A 20,364-nucleotide genomic window follows, 5' to 3' on the forward strand; every position below is an offset into this window, starting at 1 on the left:
TCCTCCAGCGCGCGGCGCTGCAGCTTGCAGGCCATGCCGGCACGGGCGGCGGCGCGTTCAGCCAGGGCCAGCGTCAGCCGGCCTGCGACCAGGGGCAGGCCGGCCGACAGGCTGGCCCGCGTGGCGGACTGACCGTGCAGGCGACACACCTCGATCAGGCAGTCCAGCAACGGGTCGGCATGGACCAGATCCTCGCGCAGACGGGCCGCCCGTTCGGCGGCCAGTCCGGCAGAGGCCGGCGAGGCCTGGGCTGCGGTGGAAGCGGGCGTGACAGTCATGCGCGGGTGATGTGTTGCGGTGGACTTCAGGTGATATCGGCCGTGTGGACGCGAAACTGACCGTGGCGGCGGTCCTCGAAATACCGCAACAGGGTCTCGCGCACGGTGCGGAAAGCCAGTGCGTCCCACGGGATCTCGCGCTCTTTGAACAGGCGCGCCTCGATCGTCTCGGGCCCGGGGTGGAAATCGGTGTCGAGCAGTCGGGCGCGGTAGTACAGATGGACCTGCCCGACCCGAACGACGTTGAGCACCGAGAAAAGGCCCTCCAGCTCCACGCGGGCGCCGGCCTCTTCGTCGGTCTCGCGCAAGGCGCCCTGCTCGGTGGTCTCGCCCAGTTCCATGAAGCCGGCGGGCAAGGTCCACAGACCGTAGCGGGGTTCGATGTTGCGGCGGCACAGCAGCACCTGGTCGCCCCAGACCGGGATCGTGCCCACCACGTTCAACGGATTGACGTAGTGCACCGTCCCGCAAGCTGGGCACACTGCGCGCTCGCGGTTGTCGTCGGCGGGGACGAGGTACTCGACCGCGGTGCCGCAGGCTCTGCAGTGCTTGATGTGGCGGGCATGGAGCATGGCCGGCAGTGTAGCGTGACCCTTCGCCCGCGACGGCCCGCGCCGGTGTAGCATCCCCGCACCTTGTCCTGCGGAGTTTCCCTTGAGCGACGTCATTGCCACCCCTGCCATCGCACGTGTCCCCGTGGCCGGCTCGGCCGACACCTTTCCCGTGCACCGCATCTACTGCGTGGGCCGTAACTACGTCGAGCATGCCATCGAGATGGGACACACCGGCCGAGAGGCCCCGTTCTTCTTCCTCAAGCCTGCCGACGCCGTGCTGCCGGTGCGCGCCGGTGAGGTCGGCCAGATGCACTATCCCGACCTGACGCGCAACTTGCACCATGAGATGGAACTGGTCGTGGCCATCGGCAAGGGCGGTCGCCACATTCCCGCGGCACAGGCCCTGTCGCACGTCTGGGGATATGCCGCAGGCCTGGACATGACGCGGCGCGACCTGCAAAACGAGATGAAGAAGCAGGGGCGGCCGTGGTGCATCGGCAAGGGCTTCGAGGAGTCCGCCCCCATTGGGCCCATCGTGCCAGCCGCTCAGGTGCCTGGGGTGCTGGACGCCGCCATCGAGCTGAGTGTCAACGGCCAGGTGCGCCAGTCCAGCCGCACGGGCAAGCTCATCTGGAGCGTGGCCGAAGTCATCGAGCACCTCTCCTCCGCCTGGACCCTGGCCCCAGGCGATCTGATCTTCACCGGCACGCCCGAAGGCGTCGGGGCGGTCGTCCCCGGCGATCTGCTGGTGGGCCGCATCGAGGGTCTGCCCGAGCTGCAGGTGCGCATCGTCGAGTGAATTCCCGGCAACGAGCCCGTCATGAAGCTGTACAACTATTTCCGTTCCTCGGCCTCGTTTCGCGTGCGCATTGCACTGGAACTCAAAGGTCTGCGCTATGACTACGTGAGCGTGCACCTTGTCAAGAACGAGCAGCTCTCGCCCCCGTTTGCCGAGGTGTCGGCCGAGCGGCTGGTGCCCGTGCTGCAGGAGGGTTCGCTAACCCTTTCCCAGTCGATGGCCATCATCGAGTACCTGGACGAAACCCACCCCGAGCCGCCGCTGTTGCCCGCTGACCCGGCAGGCCGGGCCCGCGTCCGGGCCTTGGCCCAGTCGATTGCCTGCGAGATCCATCCGCTGAACAACCTGCGCGTGCTGCGCTACCTGGTGCGCGAACTCGGCGTCTCAGAAGAGGCCAAGAACGCCTGGTACCGTCACTGGGTCGAGACCGGCTTGGAGGCCGTGGAACGCTCGTTGATCGGCTCACCGGCCACGGGGCGCTGCTGCCATGGCGACCAGCCGACACTGGCCGACTGCGTGTTGGTGCCGCAAATCTTCAATGCCCAGCGCTTCGACTGCCGGCTCGACCACGTGCCCACCGTGATGCGGATCTTCGAGCACTGCATGCAGCTCCCGGCATTCGTGGCCGCCCAGCCATCGCATTGCCCGGACGCCCAGGCGTGAGCACGGAAAGCTGGTTCACACCCGATTGGCCGGCCCCGCCTGGTGTTGGGGCTGTGATGACCACGCGCCGGGGAGGGCAAGGCCGTCCCCCTTATGACAGCTTCAACCTGGGCGACCATGTGGGCGACGACCCCGCGACGGTCCGGCTCCACCGGGAGCGGCTGGCTCAGGCCCTGGGCGTCACCCCTGTCTACTTGCAGCAAGTGCATGGCAGCGACGTGGTGCATCTGAATGACGGCTGGAAGGATCCCCCCCCCGTCGTGGCCGACGCCGCGGTGAGCACCACCCCTGGCCTGGCCTGCGCCATCTTGGTGGCCGATTGCCTGCCGGTGCTCCTGGCCCACGAAGGCGGCCGCGGCGTCGGGGCGGCCCATGCCGGCTGGCGCGGGCTGGCGGGCGGTGTGCTCGAGAACACGGTCGCGGCCCTTTGCCGGGCCGTCGAATGCACCGGTGGGGATCTCGTGGCCTGGCTGGGGCCTTGCATTGGGCCGCGGCGGTTCGAGGTGGGGGAGGAGGTGCGCCAAGCCTTCTGCCGTGTGCAGACCGGCGCGGCCGCCCATTTTCGTCCTGGCGCGCAGGCCGGCAAGTGGCTGGCCGACTTGGCGGGTCTGGCCTGCGACCGCCTGGCCGCCTGCGGGGTGACGCGCATCGGCACCCTGGGCGCTTGCACTGTCGAGGACAGTTCGCACTATTTCTCGTTCCGGCGTGATGGCCGAACCGGCCGCATGGCGGCCCTCGTCTGGATCGCCTGAGTCTGGCCGCGCTGGGTCGTCAGGCGTCGGTTCGGTCAGAGTGCAAGGGTTTGTCTGCGGGGGCCACGTGGTCGCTGCCGGCCATGGAAGACTCGGCCGCAGAAGGTATCGTCCGCCGGGCCAGCGCGGCCCGCTGCGCCCGGCGACGGGCTGGCGTGCCCAGCAGGTACATCACCAGCGAGACAGGACCCAGTCCGTAGAACAGGAAGGTCACCACCGCGCCCAGCAACGAGCCTTGGGTGCTGGTGGCTTCAGCCACTGCCATCATCAGCGCGACATACAGCCAGGCAATCGCCACGAGGTACATGGGGCAGATCCGGACGCGGCCTCGGGCGCAGCCCCTTGGCATTCGTCAAGCAAAACGATAAACATCAATTATGCGCGGTCCGGTATGTTCGGTTTCGCGATGCGGTCGGTGTACAAAGGCGGCATTGGCAACTCTCGACGATGCCCCGGTATCGACGGCCCCGCAGACGACGACCCCTCGAGGAGCAGATGAAGCGACCCGCCTCCACCGCACACGACCCCGCCCAGGCCTTCGGAGAGAACGTGGGCGATGCCATGGCGGCCCTGGCCCGGCTCAACGTTCCGGCCGAGCGGCTGTCCGCCCTGCAGACGGAGTACCTGAAGGAAGCCACGGCCCTGTGGAACGGCTTCATCGCCGCCGGCGGTGACGGCGCGCTCAAGCCCGCAGACCGGCGTTTTGCCGCCAAGGAATGGTCCGACAACCCTATGGCGGCCTACCTGGCCTCGGTGTATCTGCTCAATGCTCGCACCCTGCTCAATCTGGCCGAGAGCGTGGACACCGACGAGAAGACCCGCTCGCGTCTGCGCTTTGCCGTTCAGCAGTGGATCGACGCGACCGCCCCGAGCAACTTTTTAGCCTTCAATCCCGAGGCCCAGCGGCGTGCCCTCGAGACCGGCGGGCAGAGCATTGCCCAGGGCCTGCGCCAGTTGCTGGCCGACATCCGCCAGGGCCACCTGTCCCAAACCGACGAGAACGTCTTCGAGGTGGGGCGCAACGTGGCCACCACCGAGGGTTCGGTGATCTTCGAAAACGAGATCTTCCAGCTCCTCGAGTACAAACCGCTGACGGCCAAGGTGTACGAGCGCCCGCTGCTGATCGTGCCGCCTTGCATCAACAAGTACTACATCCTCGACCTTCAGCCTGACAACTCGCTCATCCGCTACGCGGTGGAGCAGGGGCACCGAGTCTTTGTGATGAGCTGGCGCAATGCCGATGAGAGCATGGTGCACCTTACGTGGGACGACTACATCGACGACGGCGCAATCTGCGCGATGCGCGTGGTGCAGGAGGTGAGCGGGCGCGATCAGATCAACACCCTGGGTTTTTGCATCGGTGGCACCATCCTCGCCACGGCGCTGGCGGTGCTGGCCGCCCGCGGCGAACAGGCCGCCCACAGCCTGACGCTGCTGACTTCCTTTCTGGATTTCAGCGACACCGGCGTGCTTGACATCTTCGTCGACGAAGCCTCGGTGCAGTTGCGCGAGATGACCATCGGGGAGCGTAGCCCCACAGGGCCGGGATTGCTCAAGGGGCAAGAGCTGGCAGCCACCTTCTCATTCCTGCGTCCCAACGACCTGGTGTGGAACTACGTGGTGGGCAACTACCTCAAGGGGGAGACGCCGCCGCCCTTCGATTTGCTCTACTGGAACTCCGACAGCACCAACCTGCCCGGCCCGATGTACTGCTGGTACCTGCGCAACACCTACCTGGAGAACAACCTGGCGGTGCCGGGCAAGGTCACGGTGTGCGGCGAGCCCGTGGATTTCGGTCGCATCCAGGCTCCTGCCTTCATCTATGCGTCACGCGAAGACCATATCGTGCCGTGGCAGGGCGCGTACGCTTCGACCCGCTTGCTCAAAGGCAAGAAGCGGTTCGTCCTGGGGGCCTCCGGGCACATCGCTGGCGTCATCAACCCGCCCGCCAAAAACAAGCGCAGTCACTGGACCAACGCTAGGCTGCCTGCCGATCCGCAGGTCTGGCTGGCCGGTGCCACCGAACATCCCGGGAGCTGGTGGACCGGCTGGGCGAGCTGGCTCGCAGACCACGCAGGCCGACAGGTCGCCGCCCCCCGCACCCCTGGCAATCGCCGTCATCGCCCCATCGAACCGGCCCCCGGCCGCTATGTGAAGGCCAAAGCCTGACATTGTTTCACTGCAGGAGAACATCATGAGCGACATCGTCATCGTTTCCGCTGCCCGCACCGCGGTGGGCAAGTTCGGCGGCACCCTGGCCCGCACGCCGGCGGCCGAACTCGGGGCCGTCGTGATCGCCGAGGCCCTGCGCCGAGCTGGCGTCTCGGGCGAGCAGGTCAGCGAGGTCATCATGGGCCAGGTGCTGCAGGCTGGCTGCGGGCAGAACCCAGCGCGCCAGGCCGTCATCAAGGCGGGGCTCCCCCAGGCGGTACCGGCCATGACGATCAACAAGGTATGTGGATCGGGCCTCAAGGCGGTGATGCTGGCTGCGCAGGCCATCCGCGACGGCGATGCAGAGATCGTCGTGGCTGGGGGCCAAGAGAACATGAGCCTGGCCCCGCACGTGCTGCTGGGTTCGCGCGAAGGTCAGCGCATGGGCGACTGGAAGATGATCGACTCGATGATCACTGATGGGCTGTGGGACGTCTACAACCAGTACCACATGGGCATCACCGCCGAGAACGTGGCGAAGAAGTACGGCATCAGCCGTGAGGAGCAGGACGCGTTGGCCCTGGCGTCCCAGCAGAAGGCCGCCGCAGCGCAGGATGCCGGCCGGTTCCGTGACGAGATCGTCGCGGTGAACATTCCTCAGAAGAAGGGCGAGCCCATCGTCTTCGACACCGACGAATTCATCAACCGCAAGACCAACGCCGAAGCCCTGGCCGGCCTGCGCCCGGCTTTCGACAAGTCTGGCAGCGTGACCGCCGGCAATGCCTCGGGATTGAACGACGGTGCGGCTGCCGTGGTCGTGATGAGCGCCAAGAAGGCCGACCAGCTCGGCTTGAAGCCGCTGGCGCGCATCGCATCCTATGCCAGCGCCGGCCTGGATCCGGCCTACATGGGCATGGGGCCGGTGCCGGCGGCCCGCAAGGCCTTGGAGCGCGCCGGATGGAAGCCGGCTGATCTGGACCTGCTCGAGATCAACGAAGCCTTCGCGGCGCAGGCCTGTGCGGTGCACAAGGAGATGGGCTGGGACACGAGCAAGGTCAACGTCAACGGCGGAGCCATTGCCATCGGGCACCCGATCGGCGCATCGGGCTGCCGCATCCTGGTCACGCTGCTGCACGAGATGCAGCGGCGCAATGCCCGCAAGGGGCTGGCTTCGCTGTGCATCGGCGGTGGCATGGGAGTTGCACTGACCGTCGAACGCTGAGGTATCCCTACGTCCAGGCCCGGGTGCACAGGGAGAGTCCGGGGTTGACCGCCAAGGCCTTTCGGTCGACCCTGGATCCGGGCCGCATGAACTTCATCAGGAGCATCACATGACTCAGAAAGTCGCATACGTCACCGGCGGCATGGGTGGCATCGGTACCGCGATCTGCCAGCGCCTGGCCAAAAGCGGGTTCAAGGTCATCGCCGGCTGCGGGCCCAGCCGCGACTACCAGAAATGGCTCGACCAGCAGAAGGAACTGGGCTACACCTTCTACGCCTCGGTTGGCAACGTGGCCGACTGGGACTCGACCGTGCAGGCGTTCTCCAAGGCCAAGGCCGAGCACGGCCCGATCGACGTGCTCGTCAACAATGCCGGCATCACCCGCGACCGCATGTTCCTCAAGATGACACCGGAGGACTGGCACGCAGTGATCGACACCAACCTCAATAGCATGTTCAACGTCACCAAGCAGGTGGTGCCCGACATGGTCGAGCGTGGCTGGGGTCGGATCATTCAGATCTCATCGGTCAATGGCGAGAAGGGTCAGGCCGGCCAGACCAACTATTCGGCGGCCAAGGCCGGCATGCATGGCTTCACGATGGCCCTGGCTCAGGAGCTGGCGTCCAAGGGGGTCACAGTCAACACCGTGAGCCCAGGCTACATCGGCACCGACATGGTGCGTGCCATCAAGCCCGAGGTGCTCGAAAAGATCATTGCCACCATTCCGGTCAAGCGTCTGGGCACCCCCGAGGAGATTGCCTCCATCGTCGGCTGGATCGCGTCCGAAGATTCGGGCTTTGCCACCGGCGCCGACTTCTCCATCAACGGCGGCTTGCACATGGGGTGAGCCAGGACACCGGGCCGTCCCTGCGGACGGCCCGGTGCCTGGCGAACCGGCCGGGCATGCAAAGCCCGGCCGTGGGGTGGCTGGTTGGGCCGTCCCTGCGGACGGCCCGGTGCCTGGCGAACCGGCCGGGCATGCAAAGCCCGGCCGTGGGACGGTTTTCAGGGCGGGTCGCCGCCACCGATCAGCTCGCGGGCCAGGGCCATGAAGGCCTCGCGCGAGGACGATGCGGGCGCGAGCCGGCGGCCCTGCGCATAGCGCACGAAATTGCGCTGCGTGGAGGCCTCGTAGTTCGGGTCGTAGTGCTGCACGAGCAGGGCCTCCACCATCTCGGCCATGCGGCCTTCCCGCGCAGCCTGCTTCCAGCCGTCCACGGTTGAGCGCCCTCGCAGGGCGGCGAGATGGTCGAGTTGCCGGCACAGGGCGTCCACGTCGCGGACGAAGAAGTCGTAGTCCTCCATCAGCAACGCAATGCGCTCAGGCAGGGGCAGATCGACCTGCAGGCAGTGGGCAGCGCGGATGCACTCGATCAGCGCGGGCGGCACCTGCAGCTGCCCGATCTTGCGGCTTTCGCTTTCCACATAGACCACCCGGGCCGGGTCGAATCCCCGCAGGGTTTGCCAGATGCGGGTCTCGAACTGCTTCTGAGAGGGTTGGGGGCGCCCCGGTAGGAGCCCGAGCACCGACCCCCGATGCTCGGCAAGGGCCTCCAGATCCAGCACCTGGGCCCCCTGGGCCTTCAGGGCTTGGAGCAGGCGGCTCTTGCCTGAGCCGGTGCGCCCGCACAGCACCCGCCAGGCATGGCGGGCCGGCAGGGTCTCGAGATCCTGCACGACCTGCCGGCGCCAGGCCTTGTAGCCGCCTTCCAGCAGATGCACGCGAAAGCCGATCTGCCCCAGCACCAGGGCCAGCGCCCCGGAGCGCTGGCCACCGCGCCAGCAGTAGAGCAGCGGCTCCCAGTCTTTGGGTTTGTCCATCACTTCGCGCTCCACGTGCGCGGCGATGTTGCGAGCAACCATGGCCGCACCGAGCTTGCGGGCCTCGAAGGCCGAGACCTGCTTGTAGCAGGTGCCCACGATGCGCCGTTGCTCATCGTCCAGCGAGGGCCAGTTCAGCGCCCCGGGCAGGTGGTCCAGGGCGTGCTCGGCCGGCGAGCGGGCATCGACGATGGCATCGAAATGGTCCAGGCGCGCGATCGCGTCGGCCGCAGAGACGGGAACGACGGGCATCCTGGGCGCCTTCAGGGCTTCAGCAGCCGGCGCAGGGCGGGCCACACGTTGTCCAGCAGCAGGGGCTGGGCCGCTTCGTTCGGATGGATGCGATCGGGCTGGAAGAACCTGGAGGCCTCGGGGACATCGGCCACCCCGCGTAGCAGGAAGGGCACCAGGGGCACCTTCTCGTCGGCGGCCACCTGCTCGTAGATCGCGGCGAAGCGTTCCGTATAGGAGCGGCCGTAGTTGGGCGGCACCTGGATGCCCACCAGCAGCACCCGGGCACCGGCCTGACGCGACAAACGGGTCATCTCCGCCAGGTTGCGCTGGGTCGACTCCAGCGGCAGGCCGCGCAGGGCGTCGTTGCCGCCCAGTTCGATGACCACGTGTGTGGGCTGGTGCTGGCGCAGCAGCGCGGGCAGGCGCGAGCGGCCTCCGGCAGAGGTGTCGCCGCTGATGCTGGCGTTGACGACGGTGGCGGCAATGCCCTCGCGCTGCAGGCGCTGTTCGAGCAGCGCCACCCAGCCGCTGCCGCGGGCGATGCCGTACTCCGCGGACAGGCTGTCGCCCACCACGAGAATGCGCGCGGGCGCATCGGCCCGCGCCGTGGCAGGCAGCGATAACCCGGCAAAGGCGAGGAAGCTCACGGCCGCGATAAAGTGGCGGCGTCCTGGCAAGCGAACGATCATGACTGAACCCATCATCGCCGTGGAGCGTCTGACCAAGCGGGTGACGGACTCCACCGGCACGCTGACGATTCTCCACGATATCGATTTCGCACTGGCCCCGAGGGAATCGGTGGCCATCGTCGGAGCTTCTGGCTCAGGCAAGTCAACGTTGCTGTCTATCATCGCCGGCCTGGACACGCCCAGCGAGGGCACGGTCCGCCTGGACGGGGTGGATCTCTTCTCCCTGGACGAGGACCGGCGCGCTGCGGTGCGCGCGGCCAAGGTCGGCTTCGTCTTTCAGAGCTTCCAGCTCATGACCAATCTGACGGCGCTGGAGAACGTGATGCTGCCGCTGGAGCTGCAGGGCCGGTCCGATGCCCGCGAGCGCGCCACCGCGATGCTCGAGCGTGTGGGGCTGGGCGAGCGGCTGCGCCACTATCCGCGGGTGCTCTCGGGGGGCGAGCAGCAGCGCGTGGCTCTGGCCCGCGCCTTTGTGGTCGAACCCGAGCTGCTGTTGGCGGACGAACCCACTGGCAGCCTCGATTTCGCCACAGGCGAGACGGTGATGGAACTGATGTTCGCCCTCAACCGCGAGCGCGGGACCACGCTGGTGCTGGTCACGCACGACCGCGGCATCGCCGCTCGCTGCGATCGCCAGATCCGCCTCGAGGCTGGGCGCCTGATGCCGGCCGCCGAAGCTGTCTGAGCGCGTTCGGCCGCGCAGCGCGGCTACCATGGAGTCGCTGTTCACGAAAGTCCCGACCTTGAGCCCTGCAAAGATTCTGTTCGGCTTCCATGCCGTGACGGTGCGCTTGAAGACCGCGCCGCAATCCATCGTCGAGATCCATGCCGATGCCGGCCGGCGCGACCAGCGCATGCGCCAGTTCCTGGCCAGGGTCCAGGAAGCCGGCGTGCGGCTGATCGAGAGCGATGACGATCGACTGCAACGGCTGTGCGGCACGCACCGTCACCAGGGGGTGGTGGCCAGGGTGCAGCCACTGCCCATGGCGCGTTCGCTGGACGATCTGCTCGACGGGCTGGACGGCCCCCCCCTGCTGCTCGTGCTCGACGGCGTGACCGATCCACACAACCTCGGGGCCTGTCTGCGGGTGGCCGACGGTGCCGGCGCCCATGCGGTGATCGCCCCCAAGGACCATGCCGTGGGCCTGAACGCCACGGTGGCCAAGGTGGCTAGCGGCGCGGCCGAGACGGTGCCCTATTTCATGGTCACCAACCTGGCGCGCACGCTGGTCGAGCTGAAGGAGCGCCACATCTGGGTGGTCGGGGCGGCCGGGGAGGCGCCCCATACCATCTATGACGTCGATCTGAAGGTTCCGGTGGCCCTGGTGCTGGGGGCCGAGGGGCCGGGCCTGCGCCAACTCACCCGCAGGACCTGCGACGAACTGGTGTCGATCCCGATGCGCGGCGCCGTCGAGAGCCTGAACGTGTCGGTGGCCAGCGGCGTCTGCCTGTACGAGGCGTTGCGGCAACGGCGCTGAGCCTCGGGTCTGCCGACGGGCTGGGGCTCGCTACACTGTGGACATGTCGGCCCGGCGACACCGCCGCGCCGCAGTCTCCATCCCGGTGAGTCCCATGCCTGTCATCGAAGTCCAGCACCCCCTCGTCAAACACAAGATCGGCCTCCTGCGCGAGGCCGACATCTCCACCAAGAAGTTCCGAGAACTGACCTCTGAGGTGGCCCGACTGCTGGCCTATGAGGCCACTGCGGATTTTCCGCTCGAGAAGGTCACGCTGCAGTGCTGGAGCGGCCCCGCCGAGGTGGATCGCATCAAGGGCAAGAAGGTCACGGTCGTGCCCGTGCTGCGGGCGGGCATCGGCATGCTCGATGGCGTGCTCGACATGGTCCCCAACGCGAAGATCAGCGTCGTCGGGCTCTCGCGCAATCACGACACCTTGCAACCCGAGCACTACTTCGAGAATTTCGTGGGCAACCTGGAGGCACGTACCGCCCTCATCATCGACCCGATGCTGGCCACGGCGGGCTCGATGAACGCCACGATCGACCTGCTCAAGCGCAAAGGCTGCAAGGACATCCGCGCCCTGGTGCTGGTGGCCGCCCCCGAAGGCGTCCGGGCCCTGGATGCCGCTCATCCCGACGTGCGTTGCTGGACGGCCGCGATCGACAGCCATCTCAACGAGCACGGCTACATCATCCCCGGCCTGGGCGATGCCGGGGACAAGATCTTCGGCACCAAGCACGATTGATCGGGCTCGCAGCTAATTGTAAAAATTGCGAGCTGTCAATAGAAATTCACGCAGACTCCACTGATTCGTTGTAAAACAGCCCCATTGTTCAGGGCGTCCCCGGGCAGGCCGCCCTCTGGCCTTGTGGCCCGAGCCCTGGGCGGGGCCCGTGGGCTTGCATGGGTCTGTGACTGCCCGCGGTCAAGGGATGCCCCCGAGGGGTGTGCGCGCGCCCGCGCCAGCGGGTCGCTCCACCGAAGCGTGTGTCGTGTCGTCAGGAGGAGTCCATGCCACGTTCCCTGCACCGTAGTGCGCCGCTGCGTCTGTGGATGACTGGTTGTGTGGCCGTCGTGATGGCCGCTCTGAGCTCGCCGCTGGCGCGCGGCAAGACGGAAGAGGCCGTCGAACGCTCTGGCCGCCATGCACTGGTCAGCCCTTACGACGTCAAGGAGACGGTCTCGAAGATCGAGGCGGCTGCGGCGTCCCATGGCCTGGTCGTGTTCGCCAAGCGAATCCCCGAAGAGCAGCCCGAGGCCACACTGGTGCTGGGCCTGTCTGGCGGCGTCACCCCCGTGGTGATGGACGACGGCAGCCGCGAGATCGAATTGCCTTTGCAGATCGACGTCGTCCGCGGCCCCGACGGACGCACCGAGGTGCGGTTCCATGATCCCTGGCCCTGGTCCGAGGCGGTGGCCGATGCGCCGCCCGATGCGCTGAAGGCCATCGGCCCGCTGCCGGCGCTGCTGCAGTCGGCCCTGGGTTGAGCCTCGCCGCTACTACTCGCGGGGGCTGGGCAGAGGCGCCGCGCGTGCGCAGGCCCGCTGCGCCCACAGGCTCAAGCCCAGGGCGGCGACCACCATGACCAGGCCCACCCAGTTCAGCCCGCCGTAACCCGAGCGGGCGACCAGCCAGCCGCCGGCAGCGGCCCCCACCGCCTGCCCGACATAGATCGCCGAGGTGTTCAATGCCATGAGTGCCGGGGCGAGCAGCGGGGCGACATGACCGAGCCGGGCCTGTTGGGCCGAGTTCGAGGCCATGCAGCTCAGGCCCCAGGGTATCAGCACCAGCAGCGTCAGGCTCAAGCTGCGGCCCAGCGGCCACAAGGCCATGCTCAGCACGATCAGTCCGACCAGCCAGGCCACTGCCCGGTGTGGCCCGATGCGGTCTACCGTGCGCGACAGCACCAAGTTGCCGGTCAGACCCCATAGCCCGAACCACCCGAAGATGAGCGCGAGCTGGCCCGGCGTGGCTTGTAACACGTCGCGGAAGTAGGGGGCGAAATAGGAAAAGACAGTGAACTGCCCGGCCCCGGCCAGGGCCGTGACGCCGACCATGGCCATCAGCACTGGGCTGGCGATCACACCCCGCCAGGCGCGCAGGCTCAGGCCCGGCGGTTGGATGCCGGCCGGCATGCGGCGGTAGACGAGCAAGGCCACCGCCAGCGACAGGACAGCAATGCCGGCCATCGCGGCACGCCAGCCGTAGGTTTCGCCGATCCAGGCGTTCAGGGGCATGCCCAGGACCGAGGCGAGCGCCCAGCCCAGGAACACGGTCGTGATGCTGCGCCCGCGCTGCTGCGGCGGGGCCATGTGGCCGATCGCAGCCGCCGCCTGGGGGGTGAAGACGGCGGCGGCCAGCATCGTCAGGGCCCGCACCGGCCACAGGGCGCCGTAATCGGGCATCAGCGCGCACAAGCCGTGGCCCACGGCGTACCAGACGAGGGCGCCCACCAGCAGGCGGCGGCGGTCCCAGCCCGAGACCCAGACGGCCAGTGCCGGCGCCCCCACGGCCATCACGACAGCGGCGATCGCGATGAGCTGGCCGGCCACGGCCACCGAGACCTGCAGAGATCGTGCCAAGTCGTTGAGCGTGCCACCCACGACCATCACGCCACAGCCGATGACGAAGTTACCCAGCATCAGCACCTGCCGGGTTGCCCTCAGCGCCTGCGGTCCCGGGGCAGGGAGCAGGCTCATCCGCGGAAGACCTTCAGCGCATCGGGATTGACCAGGTGGGTGGGATGGCCCTGGATGAAGTTGATGACATTTTGGAAGGCGGCGCTGAAGTAGAGCTCATAGCTGTCTTGCTCGACGTAGCCGATGTGCGGGGTGCACACCGCGTTTTCCAGGCGCAGCAGTGGATGCCCGGGTAGAGGGGGTTCGGTTTCGTAGACGTCCACGGCGGCCATGCCCGGGCGGCCCTTGTTCAGGCTGCTCACCAGGGCGTTGTCCTCCACGAGCTCGGCACGCGAGGTGTTGACGAACAGCGCCGTGGGCTTCATGCGCAGCAGATCGTCGAGCTTGACGATGCCCCGGGTTTCGGGCACCAAGCGCAAGTGCAGCGAGAGGACGTCGCTGACTTCGAAGAAGGCCTCGCGGCTGAAAGCTGCGTCGAAGCCGTCGGCCTGGGCTCGCTGGCGTGAAGCCTCGCTGCCCCACACCAGCACTTTCATCCCGAAGGCGCGGCCGTAGCCGGCCACGAGCTGACCGATCTTGCCGTAGCCCCACAGGCCGAGCGTCTTGCCCTTGAGCACCATCCCCAGCCCGAAGTTGGGGGGCATGGAGGCGGCCTTCAGGCCCGACTGCTGCCAGGCCCCGTGCTTGAGGTTGCCGATGTACTGCGGCAGCCGGCGCATGGCGGCCATGATCAGCGCCCATGTGAGCTCGGCCGGCGCCACCGGCGAGCCCACGCCCTCGGCCACGGCGATGCCCAGCCGGGTGCAGGCTTCGACGTCGATGTGCGGGCCCACCCGGCCCGTCTGGGAGATCAGCTTGAGCCGGGGTAGCTTCTCCAACAACTGCCGCGGGAATTGCGTGCGTTCCCGGATGAGGACCAGCACGTCGGCATCACGCAGCCGCACCGAGAGCTGGCCGATGCCCTTGACCGTGTTGGTGAAGACCTTGGCGTGGTAAGGCTCCAGCATGGCTGCGCAACGCAGCTTGCGCACGGCGTCCTGATAGTCGTCCAGGATGATGATGTTCATGCCTTCGGATTCTGCATCCATCCGCGGCGTGTCGTCGCACCGCGGCGCAACAGGGCGCAACGCGCATCGATGTCTGCACGGCTGTGCCACACTGCGCAATGCGGCCCGTTGATGCCGGGCCGAGGTTCATCAATCCATGGAGACAAGACGCGTGAAGTGGGTCAGAGGAATACTGGCAGCCTTGCTGTTGCTCGTCGTGGCGCTCAGTGCGACCGTGTGGACTTACCGGGTGCTGGTGTTGCCCCAGACCGAGGGTGAACTGCGTGTGGCCGGATTGGCTGCTCCCGTGAGCATCACCCGGGATGCCCACGGCATCCCCACCTTGCGCGCCCAGAGTGTGGAGGACCTCATGTTCGCGCTGGGGTTCGTGCATGCCCAGGATCGCTTGTGGCAACTGGAAACCCACCGTCGCATCGGCAGCGGCCAGTTGGCCGAAGCTTTTGGGGAGTCGGCACTGGACACCGACCGCTTCTTGCGCGCCCTGGGGGTGCGGCGAACCGCGCAGGCGCAGTGGGAGGCCGTGCAGGGCCCGACGCGCCGCATCGTTGAAGCTTATACGGCAGGCATCAACGCCTTCGTGGAGCAGCATATGGCGGTCCGCCCGCCGGAGTTCCTGGTATTGGGGCTGCAGCCGGGACGGTGGGAGCCCGCCGACACCCTGGCCTGGGCGACGATGATGGCTTGGGATCTGGGCGCCAACTGGAATGCTGAGCTGATCCGCATGCGTCTGGCGCTGAGCCTGCCGGTGCAGCGCATCAACGAACTGATGCCACCGTACCCGGGCGAAGCGCCGTTGCCCCTGGCCGACTATGCCGCGCTTTACCGCGCGCTGAAGGTGGACGCTCGGCTGGGCCAGCATGCCCTGGGCTCGGCGCCGCCGTCGGGCATCGAGGGTCTGGGCTCCAACAATTGGGTGGTGTCGGGGGCGCGCTCGGAGACGGGGCACCCCCTGCTGGCCAACGATCCGCACCTGAAGCTCAGCGCACCGGCCCTGTGGTACTTCGCGCGGCTCGAGGCGCCGGGTTTCAAGGTGGCCGGGGCCACGATGCCGGGTCTGCCGGCCGTGGTGCTGGGGCAGAACGAGCACCTCGCTTGGGGCTTCACGAACACCGGGCCGGACGTGCAAGACCTGTATCTTGAGGAGATTCATGCCGACGACCCGACCCTGTACCGCACCCCTGAGGGCTGGGCGCGGTTCGAGACCTTCGAGGAAACCATCCGGGTGCGTGGCCAGCCGGACGTGAAGTTCATCGCTCGCGCGACGCGCCACGGCCCGGTGATCTCGGACGCGCCCGCGGCCGGCACGGACGGCCTGACAGGCCCCAGTCAGGCCCCTCGCTATGCGCTGGCGATGCGCTGGACGGCGCTGGATGTGCCCAACACCTCGATGGAGGCGGCGTTGGCGATGAACCAGGCGTCCAGCGTGCAGGCGTTCATCGAGGCCGCTGCCTTGAACATCGCACCGATGCAGAACATGGTGGTGGCCGACCGTGAGGGCCGCATCGGCTGGGTCGCGGCCGGCCGGGTACCGCTGCGCTCGCCCGACCATGACCTGAAAGGCCAAGTGCCGGCGCCCGGGTGGGAGGCCCGCTATGACTGGGTGGGCTACCTCGACCCGGCGCTGACCCCGCGCGAGGTGGATCCTGCACGCGGCTGGATCGCCACGGCCAACCAGCGCATCCATGGGCCGGACTACCCGCACTACCTGGGCAGCGAATGGGCGCTGCCCTATCGTCAGGAGCGCATCGAGGCGCTGCTGCAGGCCCGGGATCGGCACAGTCTGGACAGCTTTGCGCAGATGCAGAGCGACGAGCTTTCGCTGGCCACCGTGAAGCTCATGCCGTTCCTGCGCCGCGCGAAGTCATCGCATCGCCTGGCAGCGCCCGTCCAGGAACGCCTTGCGCAGTTCGATGGCACCATGACTGCACAGCGTCCCGAACCCTTGGTGTTCTGGGCCTGGAGCCGCCATCTGACCGAAGGCCTGCTGGCCGACGAGGTGGGCCCCGAATTCCTGAGCCGCACGATGGTGGGCTCGCGCAACTACCGCGATGCGGTGGAAGGCATCCTGGCGCGTGACGATGCTTGGTGGTGCGACGACAAGCGCACGCCGCAGGTGACCGAAAGCTGCCAGGACCAGGTCGATGCGGCTTTCCACAAGGCCCTGGAGGAGCTGGAAACCCTGCAAGGCCCGGACCCGGCGCGCTGGCAATGGGGCTTGGCCCACCAGGCTCGCGCCGAGCACCGTCCATTCAGTCGTGTCAAAGCCCTGGCACCGCTTTTCGAGCTGCGCACCCCTGTGGGTGGGGACACCTACACGGTGAACGTCGCACGAGTGACTCTGAAAGCCGATGCCACCACGGGCGAACGCTACCTGAACGAGCATGGGCCGAGCCTGCGAGCCCTGTACGACGTGCAAGACCCCTCGCGTTCGCGCGTGATGCACTCCAGCGGTCAGTCCGGCATCGTGCTGTCGCCCCACTATGACGATCTTCTCGATCGCTGGGTCCGGGTGGAATATGTTCCACTGTGGGCACCGTCGCACGCGCAGGGCCGCCTCTTGAGACTGGAGCCCGTTCGTTGAGCTTTTCGTTGCACTGCAGCGTGGCTCGAGCGCCAGGGCCGCGTGCGGTGGCGCTCATGAGGACTGCTGTGGCATGCGACCTTGACGTGCCGGGGCCAGCGACCCTACACTGAAATGGCTCCGGGGTGCACCGTGTGCTGAGATGGCGTGTGACGCCAAACCCGATGAACTTGATCCGGTTAATACCGGCGGAAGAAGAGCTGAATCTGTCCCTCGTGTCCAGGCCCAGGCGGGCCCGGGCCTCCTCCAAGGGGCACTTTCCGGAGCACCCATGAACCGGAAAGGAGCCCCTCATGAACGCCCCCGACAAGTTTTCGCAGTGGCTTGCCCAAGCCCGAGAGCCGTTTCCCGCGTCCCGTAAGGTCTGGGTGCCCGGCGAGCTGCATCCCGGCCTGCGTGTGCCCATGCGGGAGGTGCGGCTCACCAATGGCGAGACGGTCACGCTCTACGACACCTCGGGGCCCTACACGGATCCGCAAGCCGCCATCGACGTGCGCCGCGGCCTGCCGGCCCTGCGTCAGCCCTGGATCGAGGCACGCGGCGACACGCACGTCTATGAGGGCCGTACCGCCCAAGCCTTGGATGACGGCCTGCGCGACGAAGCCCACGAGCGCTTGCAGGTGCTGCGCGCCCAGGCCACCGGGTTGCAGCGACAGCCGCGCCGGGCTCGCGCGGGGGGCAACGTCACGCAGATGCACTACGCGCGGCGGGGCATCGTCACGCCCGAAATGGAATTCGTCGCGATCCGCGAGAACGGCCGGCGCCAATGGATGCGCGAGCACCTGGCCGACGCCGAACGCGAGGCCCGCCTGCGGGGCCAGCCGCTCGGGGCGAGCCTGCCCGACGAGATCACCCCCGAGTTCGTGCGCGACGAGGTGGCGCGCGGCCGCGCGATCATCCCGGCGAACATCAACCACCCCGAGCTCGAGCCCATGGCCATCGGGCGCAACTTCCTCGTCAAGGTCAACGCGAACATCGGCAACTCGGCCGTCACCTCCGGCATCGAGGAAGAGGTGGAAAAGCTGGTGTGGGCCATCCGCTGGGGGGCCGACACCGTGATGGACCTGTCCACTGGCCGCAACATCCACACCACGCGCGACTGGATCTTGCGCAACAGCCCCGTGCCCATCGGGACGGTGCCCATCTATCAGGCTCTGGAGAAGGTTGGGGGGGTGGCCGAGGATCTCACCTGGGCCATCTTCCGAGACACGCTCATCGAGCAAGCCGAGCAGGGGGTGGACTACTTCACCATCCACGCTGGCGTGCGGTTGTCCTTCATCCCGATGACCGCCAAGCGCCGCACTGGCATCGTCTCGCGCGGAGGCTCCATCCTGGCCAAGTGGTGCATGGCCCATCACCGCGAGAACTTTCTCTACACGCACTTCGAAGAGATCTGCGAGATCATGAAGGCCTATGACGTGAGCTTCTCGCTGGGCGACGGCCTGCGCCCGGGCTCGCTGGCCGATGCCAACGACGAAGCCCAGTTCGCCGAGCTGCGCACGCTGGGCGAGCTCACGCAGATCGCCTGGAAGCACGACGTGCAGACCATGATCGAAGGCCCCGGCCATGTGCCCATGCACTTGATCCGGGCCAATATGGAAGAGCAGCTCAAGGCGTGCCACGAGGCACCGTTCTACACGCTCGGGCCGCTGACGATCGATGTCGCACCCGGCTACGATCACATTGCCAGCGCCATCGGCGCGGCGATGATCGGTTGGTTCGGCACGGCCATGCTGTGCTACGTCACGCCCAAGGAGCACCTGGGCCTGCCCGACCGTGACGACGTGAAGCAGGGCCTGATCGCCTACAAGATCGCGGCCCATGCCGCCGACATCGCCAAGGGGCACCCCGGGGCCAGGGCGCGTGACGATGCACTGTCGAAGGCACGCTTCGAGTTCCGCTGGACCGACCAGTTCAACCTGGGGCTCGACCCAGACACTGCCCGCGAGTTCCACGATGAAACCCTGCCCAAGGACAGCGCCAAAGTGGCGCATTTCTGCTCGATGTGCGGGCCGAAGTTCTGCTCGATGCGGATCACCCAGGAGGTGCGCGACTTCGCCGCCCGGCAAGGCGTGGGTGAAGACCAGGCCCTGGCACGGGGGCTGGCGGCCAAGTCCGAAGAGTTCCGCCAGGGCGGTGGCGAGCTCTACATCCCTGTGACCCCCCGGAGCTGAGCGATGGCCGCCTTGTCGATCGGTGTGGCCGGTGCGGGCCTGCTGGGCCGCCTGCTGGCGTGGCAACTGGCCGGCGCCGGGCATCGGGTGACGGTCTTTGACCCCGCCACCGGACCGCTGGAGCGCGGCGCTGCGGGCTGGACGGCTGCCGGCATGCTCAGCCCGCTGGCCGAACTGGAGTGCGGCAACGAGGCCGTGGCCCGTTTGGGCCTGCGCTCGCTCGCACTGTGGCCGCACATCGTGGCGGGCCTACCGCAGCCGGTGGACCTGCGCCACCAGGGCAGCGTGCTGCTCGCACACGGGCCGGACCTGGGCGCCGCACGTCGGCTGCTGGGCTTGCTGTCGACCAAGGCACCCGGGGGCCGGCACCCTCAGCCGCTGACACCCGAGCTGCTGCGCGAACTGGAGCCCGCCGTGCACGGGCCGGCCCATGCATGGCTGCTGCACGACGAGGGACAGATCCACACGGTACAGGCCATGCAGGCGCTGGCGGCCGGTGCCAGCGATCGGGGGGTGCAGTGGCATTGGGGCAGGGCAGTCCGGAATGTGGAGCCCGGCTGCATCGACGGGCAGCGCTACGACTGGGTCTTCGATGTGCGTGGCCTGGGCGCACGGCCCTCATTGCCGCTGCGGGGCGTGCGCGGCGAGGTGTTCTGGCTGCACGCGCCCGGGGTGGTGCTGCATCGCCCCCTGCGGCTGCTGCATCCACGCTGGCGGGTTTACCTCGTGCCGCGCCCGGGGGAGCTGGTTATCGTGGGCGCCAGCGAGATCGAGTCAGAGGACCGCTCGCCGATTTCTCTGCGTAGCACTTTGGCCCTGCTGTCGGCGGCCCATAGCGTGGTCCCCGAGCTGGCCGAGGCGCGTGTCGTGCACAGCGAAGTCAACCTGCGTCCGGCTTTGCCCGACAACTTGCCGCACCTGCACGTGGCGCCGGGGCTGACGCGCATCAACGGCCTGTACCGCCATGGCTGGCTGCTGGCGCCTGCGCTCGTCGAGCAAGCTCTGAAGGAGATGGAGCAGCCGGTGCATGCCGAGGTGAATCTCGCATGAACCTCGCCGATGCTGCTTCCTCGGGCTGCAGCGTCCGAGTCAACGGTCAAACGCACCGGGTCGAGGCGGGCACGACGTTGGCGCAACTGCTAGCGCGGCTCGACATGGCGCCTCACAGCGTGGCCACCGCCCTCAACGGCGAATTCGTGCCGCGCGGCGAACGGGCTGGCCGCGTGCTGCGAGACGGTGATCACGTGACCTGTTTTCAACCCATCGTTGGAGGATAGAG

20 protein-coding genes, 1 pseudogene and 1 riboswitch are annotated in these 20,364 nt (G+C 67.7%); of the genes and pseudogenes, 14 read left to right on the forward strand and 7 right to left on the reverse strand.

Annotation, left to right across the window (positions count from 1 at the left end; all coding sequences use genetic code 11):
- Both ACK4ZD_RS07570 and ACK4ZD_RS07575 read right to left on the reverse strand, forming a co-directional pair.
- Positions 1 to 278, reverse strand: a pseudogene (locus tag ACK4ZD_RS07570) (type I secretion system permease/ATPase); the annotation flags it as partial.
- Positions 279 to 304: 26 nt separating this feature from the next.
- Positions 305 to 850 (reverse strand): NUDIX hydrolase, encoded by a 546-nt coding sequence (locus tag ACK4ZD_RS07575; protein ID WP_409660177.1) that lies wholly within the window; start codon positions 848 to 850, stop codon positions 305 to 307.
- A gap of 82 nt (positions 851 to 932) precedes the next feature.
- Between ACK4ZD_RS07575 and ACK4ZD_RS07580 the strand changes: the two genes are divergently transcribed.
- The 3 genes from ACK4ZD_RS07580 to pgeF are packed head-to-tail and all read left to right on the forward strand — an operon-like array spanning position 933 to position 3,046.
- Positions 933 to 1,631 (forward strand): fumarylacetoacetate hydrolase family protein, encoded by a 699-nt coding sequence (locus ACK4ZD_RS07580; RefSeq protein ID WP_409660179.1) that lies wholly within the window; start codon positions 933 to 935, stop codon positions 1,629 to 1,631.
- A 21-nt stretch (positions 1,632 to 1,652) separates the two neighbouring features.
- Entirely contained in the window at positions 1,653 to 2,294 is a 642-nt protein-coding gene (gene maiA / locus ACK4ZD_RS07585; protein WP_409660181.1) for a maleylacetoacetate isomerase, read from the forward strand.
- Between the two features lie 56 nt (positions 2,295 to 2,350).
- Positions 2,351 to 3,046, forward strand: a complete 696-nt coding sequence (gene pgeF / locus ACK4ZD_RS07590) for a peptidoglycan editing factor PgeF (RefSeq protein WP_409660182.1) — start codon at positions 2,351 to 2,353, stop codon at positions 3,044 to 3,046.
- A gap of 19 nt (positions 3,047 to 3,065) precedes the next feature.
- Here the strand turns inward: pgeF and ACK4ZD_RS07595 are convergent, their stop codons facing one another.
- Complete coding sequence (locus ACK4ZD_RS07595) at positions 3,066 to 3,353, reverse strand: hypothetical protein (RefSeq protein WP_409660184.1); 288 nt, start codon at positions 3,351 to 3,353, stop codon at positions 3,066 to 3,068.
- 254 nt (positions 3,354 to 3,607) lie between these two features.
- On the opposite strand from ACK4ZD_RS07595, the gene phaC reads away from it, so the two are divergent.
- The 3 genes from phaC (at position 3,608) to phbB (ending at position 7,266) form a co-directional block, all read left to right on the forward strand.
- Complete coding sequence (phaC, locus tag ACK4ZD_RS07600) at positions 3,608 to 5,215, forward strand: class I poly(R)-hydroxyalkanoic acid synthase (RefSeq protein ID WP_409660294.1); 1,608 nt, start codon at positions 3,608 to 3,610, stop codon at positions 5,213 to 5,215.
- Between the two features lie 25 nt (positions 5,216 to 5,240).
- The gene (locus tag ACK4ZD_RS07605) at positions 5,241 to 6,419 is read left to right on the forward strand and encodes an acetyl-CoA C-acetyltransferase (protein WP_409660186.1); all 1,179 of its coding nucleotides are present in this window, start codon (positions 5,241 to 5,243) and stop codon (positions 6,417 to 6,419) included.
- A 109-nt stretch (positions 6,420 to 6,528) separates the two neighbouring features.
- Positions 6,529 to 7,266: an acetoacetyl-CoA reductase gene (phbB, locus tag ACK4ZD_RS07610; RefSeq protein ID WP_409660188.1), complete on the forward strand. Its 738-nt coding sequence runs from the start codon at positions 6,529 to 6,531 to the stop codon at positions 7,264 to 7,266.
- A 158-nt stretch (positions 7,267 to 7,424) separates the two neighbouring features.
- Here the strand turns inward: phbB and mnmH are convergent, their stop codons facing one another.
- Together mnmH and ACK4ZD_RS07620 are read right to left on the reverse strand one after the other, a co-directional pair.
- The gene (gene mnmH, locus ACK4ZD_RS07615; protein ID WP_409660189.1) at positions 7,425 to 8,492 is read right to left on the reverse strand and encodes a tRNA 2-selenouridine(34) synthase MnmH; all 1,068 of its coding nucleotides are present in this window, start codon (positions 8,490 to 8,492) and stop codon (positions 7,425 to 7,427) included.
- A gap of 11 nt (positions 8,493 to 8,503) precedes the next feature.
- Positions 8,504 to 9,163: an arylesterase gene (locus ACK4ZD_RS07620; RefSeq protein ID WP_409660191.1), complete on the reverse strand. Its 660-nt coding sequence runs from the start codon at positions 9,161 to 9,163 to the stop codon at positions 8,504 to 8,506.
- On the opposite strand from ACK4ZD_RS07620, the gene ACK4ZD_RS07625 reads away from it, so the two are divergent.
- The 4 genes from ACK4ZD_RS07625 (at position 9,162) to ACK4ZD_RS07640 (ending at position 12,111) form a co-directional block, all read left to right on the forward strand.
- On the forward strand, positions 9,162 to 9,848 hold the full coding sequence (locus ACK4ZD_RS07625; RefSeq protein ID WP_409660192.1) for an ABC transporter ATP-binding protein: 687 nt from the start codon (positions 9,162 to 9,164) through the stop codon (positions 9,846 to 9,848). The two genes, ACK4ZD_RS07620 and ACK4ZD_RS07625, sit on opposite strands and share 2 nt — an antisense overlap.
- Positions 9,849 to 9,906: 58 nt before the next feature.
- On the forward strand, positions 9,907 to 10,641 hold the full coding sequence (rlmB, locus tag ACK4ZD_RS07630; RefSeq protein WP_409660194.1) for a 23S rRNA (guanosine(2251)-2'-O)-methyltransferase RlmB: 735 nt from the start codon (positions 9,907 to 9,909) through the stop codon (positions 10,639 to 10,641).
- Positions 10,642 to 10,735: 94 nt separating this feature from the next.
- Positions 10,736 to 11,368: a uracil phosphoribosyltransferase gene (upp, locus tag ACK4ZD_RS07635; RefSeq protein ID WP_409660196.1), complete on the forward strand. Its 633-nt coding sequence runs from the start codon at positions 10,736 to 10,738 to the stop codon at positions 11,366 to 11,368.
- Positions 11,369 to 11,634: 266 nt separating this feature from the next.
- The gene (locus ACK4ZD_RS07640) at positions 11,635 to 12,111 is read left to right on the forward strand and encodes a hypothetical protein (protein ID WP_409660197.1); all 477 of its coding nucleotides are present in this window, start codon (positions 11,635 to 11,637) and stop codon (positions 12,109 to 12,111) included.
- Between the two features lie 12 nt (positions 12,112 to 12,123).
- On the opposite strand, the gene ACK4ZD_RS07645 is transcribed toward ACK4ZD_RS07640, so the two are convergent.
- Positions 12,124 to 13,323, reverse strand: coding sequence for an MFS transporter (locus ACK4ZD_RS07645; protein WP_409660199.1), 1,200 nt, complete (start codon positions 13,321 to 13,323; stop codon positions 12,124 to 12,126).
- The gene (locus ACK4ZD_RS07650; protein WP_409660201.1) at positions 13,320 to 14,330 is read right to left on the reverse strand and encodes a D-2-hydroxyacid dehydrogenase family protein; all 1,011 of its coding nucleotides are present in this window, start codon (positions 14,328 to 14,330) and stop codon (positions 13,320 to 13,322) included. The genes ACK4ZD_RS07645 and ACK4ZD_RS07650 overlap by 4 nt, the downstream gene beginning before the upstream one ends.
- A gap of 181 nt (positions 14,331 to 14,511) precedes the next feature.
- Between ACK4ZD_RS07650 and ACK4ZD_RS07655 the strand changes: the two genes are divergently transcribed.
- The 4 genes from ACK4ZD_RS07655 (at position 14,512) to thiS (ending at position 20,362) form a co-directional block, all read left to right on the forward strand.
- Positions 14,512 to 16,911 (forward strand): penicillin acylase family protein, encoded by a 2,400-nt coding sequence (locus tag ACK4ZD_RS07655; RefSeq protein ID WP_409660203.1) that lies wholly within the window; start codon positions 14,512 to 14,514, stop codon positions 16,909 to 16,911.
- 111 nt (positions 16,912 to 17,022) lie between these two features.
- Positions 17,023 to 17,125: riboswitch (TPP riboswitch) on the forward strand.
- A 79-nt stretch (positions 17,126 to 17,204) separates the two neighbouring features.
- The gene (gene thiC / locus ACK4ZD_RS07660; protein WP_409660204.1) at positions 17,205 to 19,085 is read left to right on the forward strand and encodes a phosphomethylpyrimidine synthase ThiC; all 1,881 of its coding nucleotides are present in this window, start codon (positions 17,205 to 17,207) and stop codon (positions 19,083 to 19,085) included.
- Positions 19,086 to 19,088: 3 nt separating this feature from the next.
- Positions 19,089 to 20,135, forward strand: coding sequence for an FAD-dependent oxidoreductase (locus tag ACK4ZD_RS07665; protein WP_409660206.1), 1,047 nt, complete (start codon positions 19,089 to 19,091; stop codon positions 20,133 to 20,135).
- Positions 20,132 to 20,362, forward strand: coding sequence for a sulfur carrier protein ThiS (gene thiS, locus ACK4ZD_RS07670; protein WP_409660208.1), 231 nt, complete (start codon positions 20,132 to 20,134; stop codon positions 20,360 to 20,362). Before ACK4ZD_RS07665 ends, thiS begins: the two co-directional genes overlap by 4 nt.
- The last annotated feature ends 2 nt before the right edge of the window (positions 20,363 to 20,364 follow it).

It is taken from the genome of Caldimonas sp., from assembly GCF_046291045.1.
Classification (GTDB): Bacteria; Pseudomonadota; Gammaproteobacteria; order Burkholderiales; family Burkholderiaceae_C; genus Caldimonas.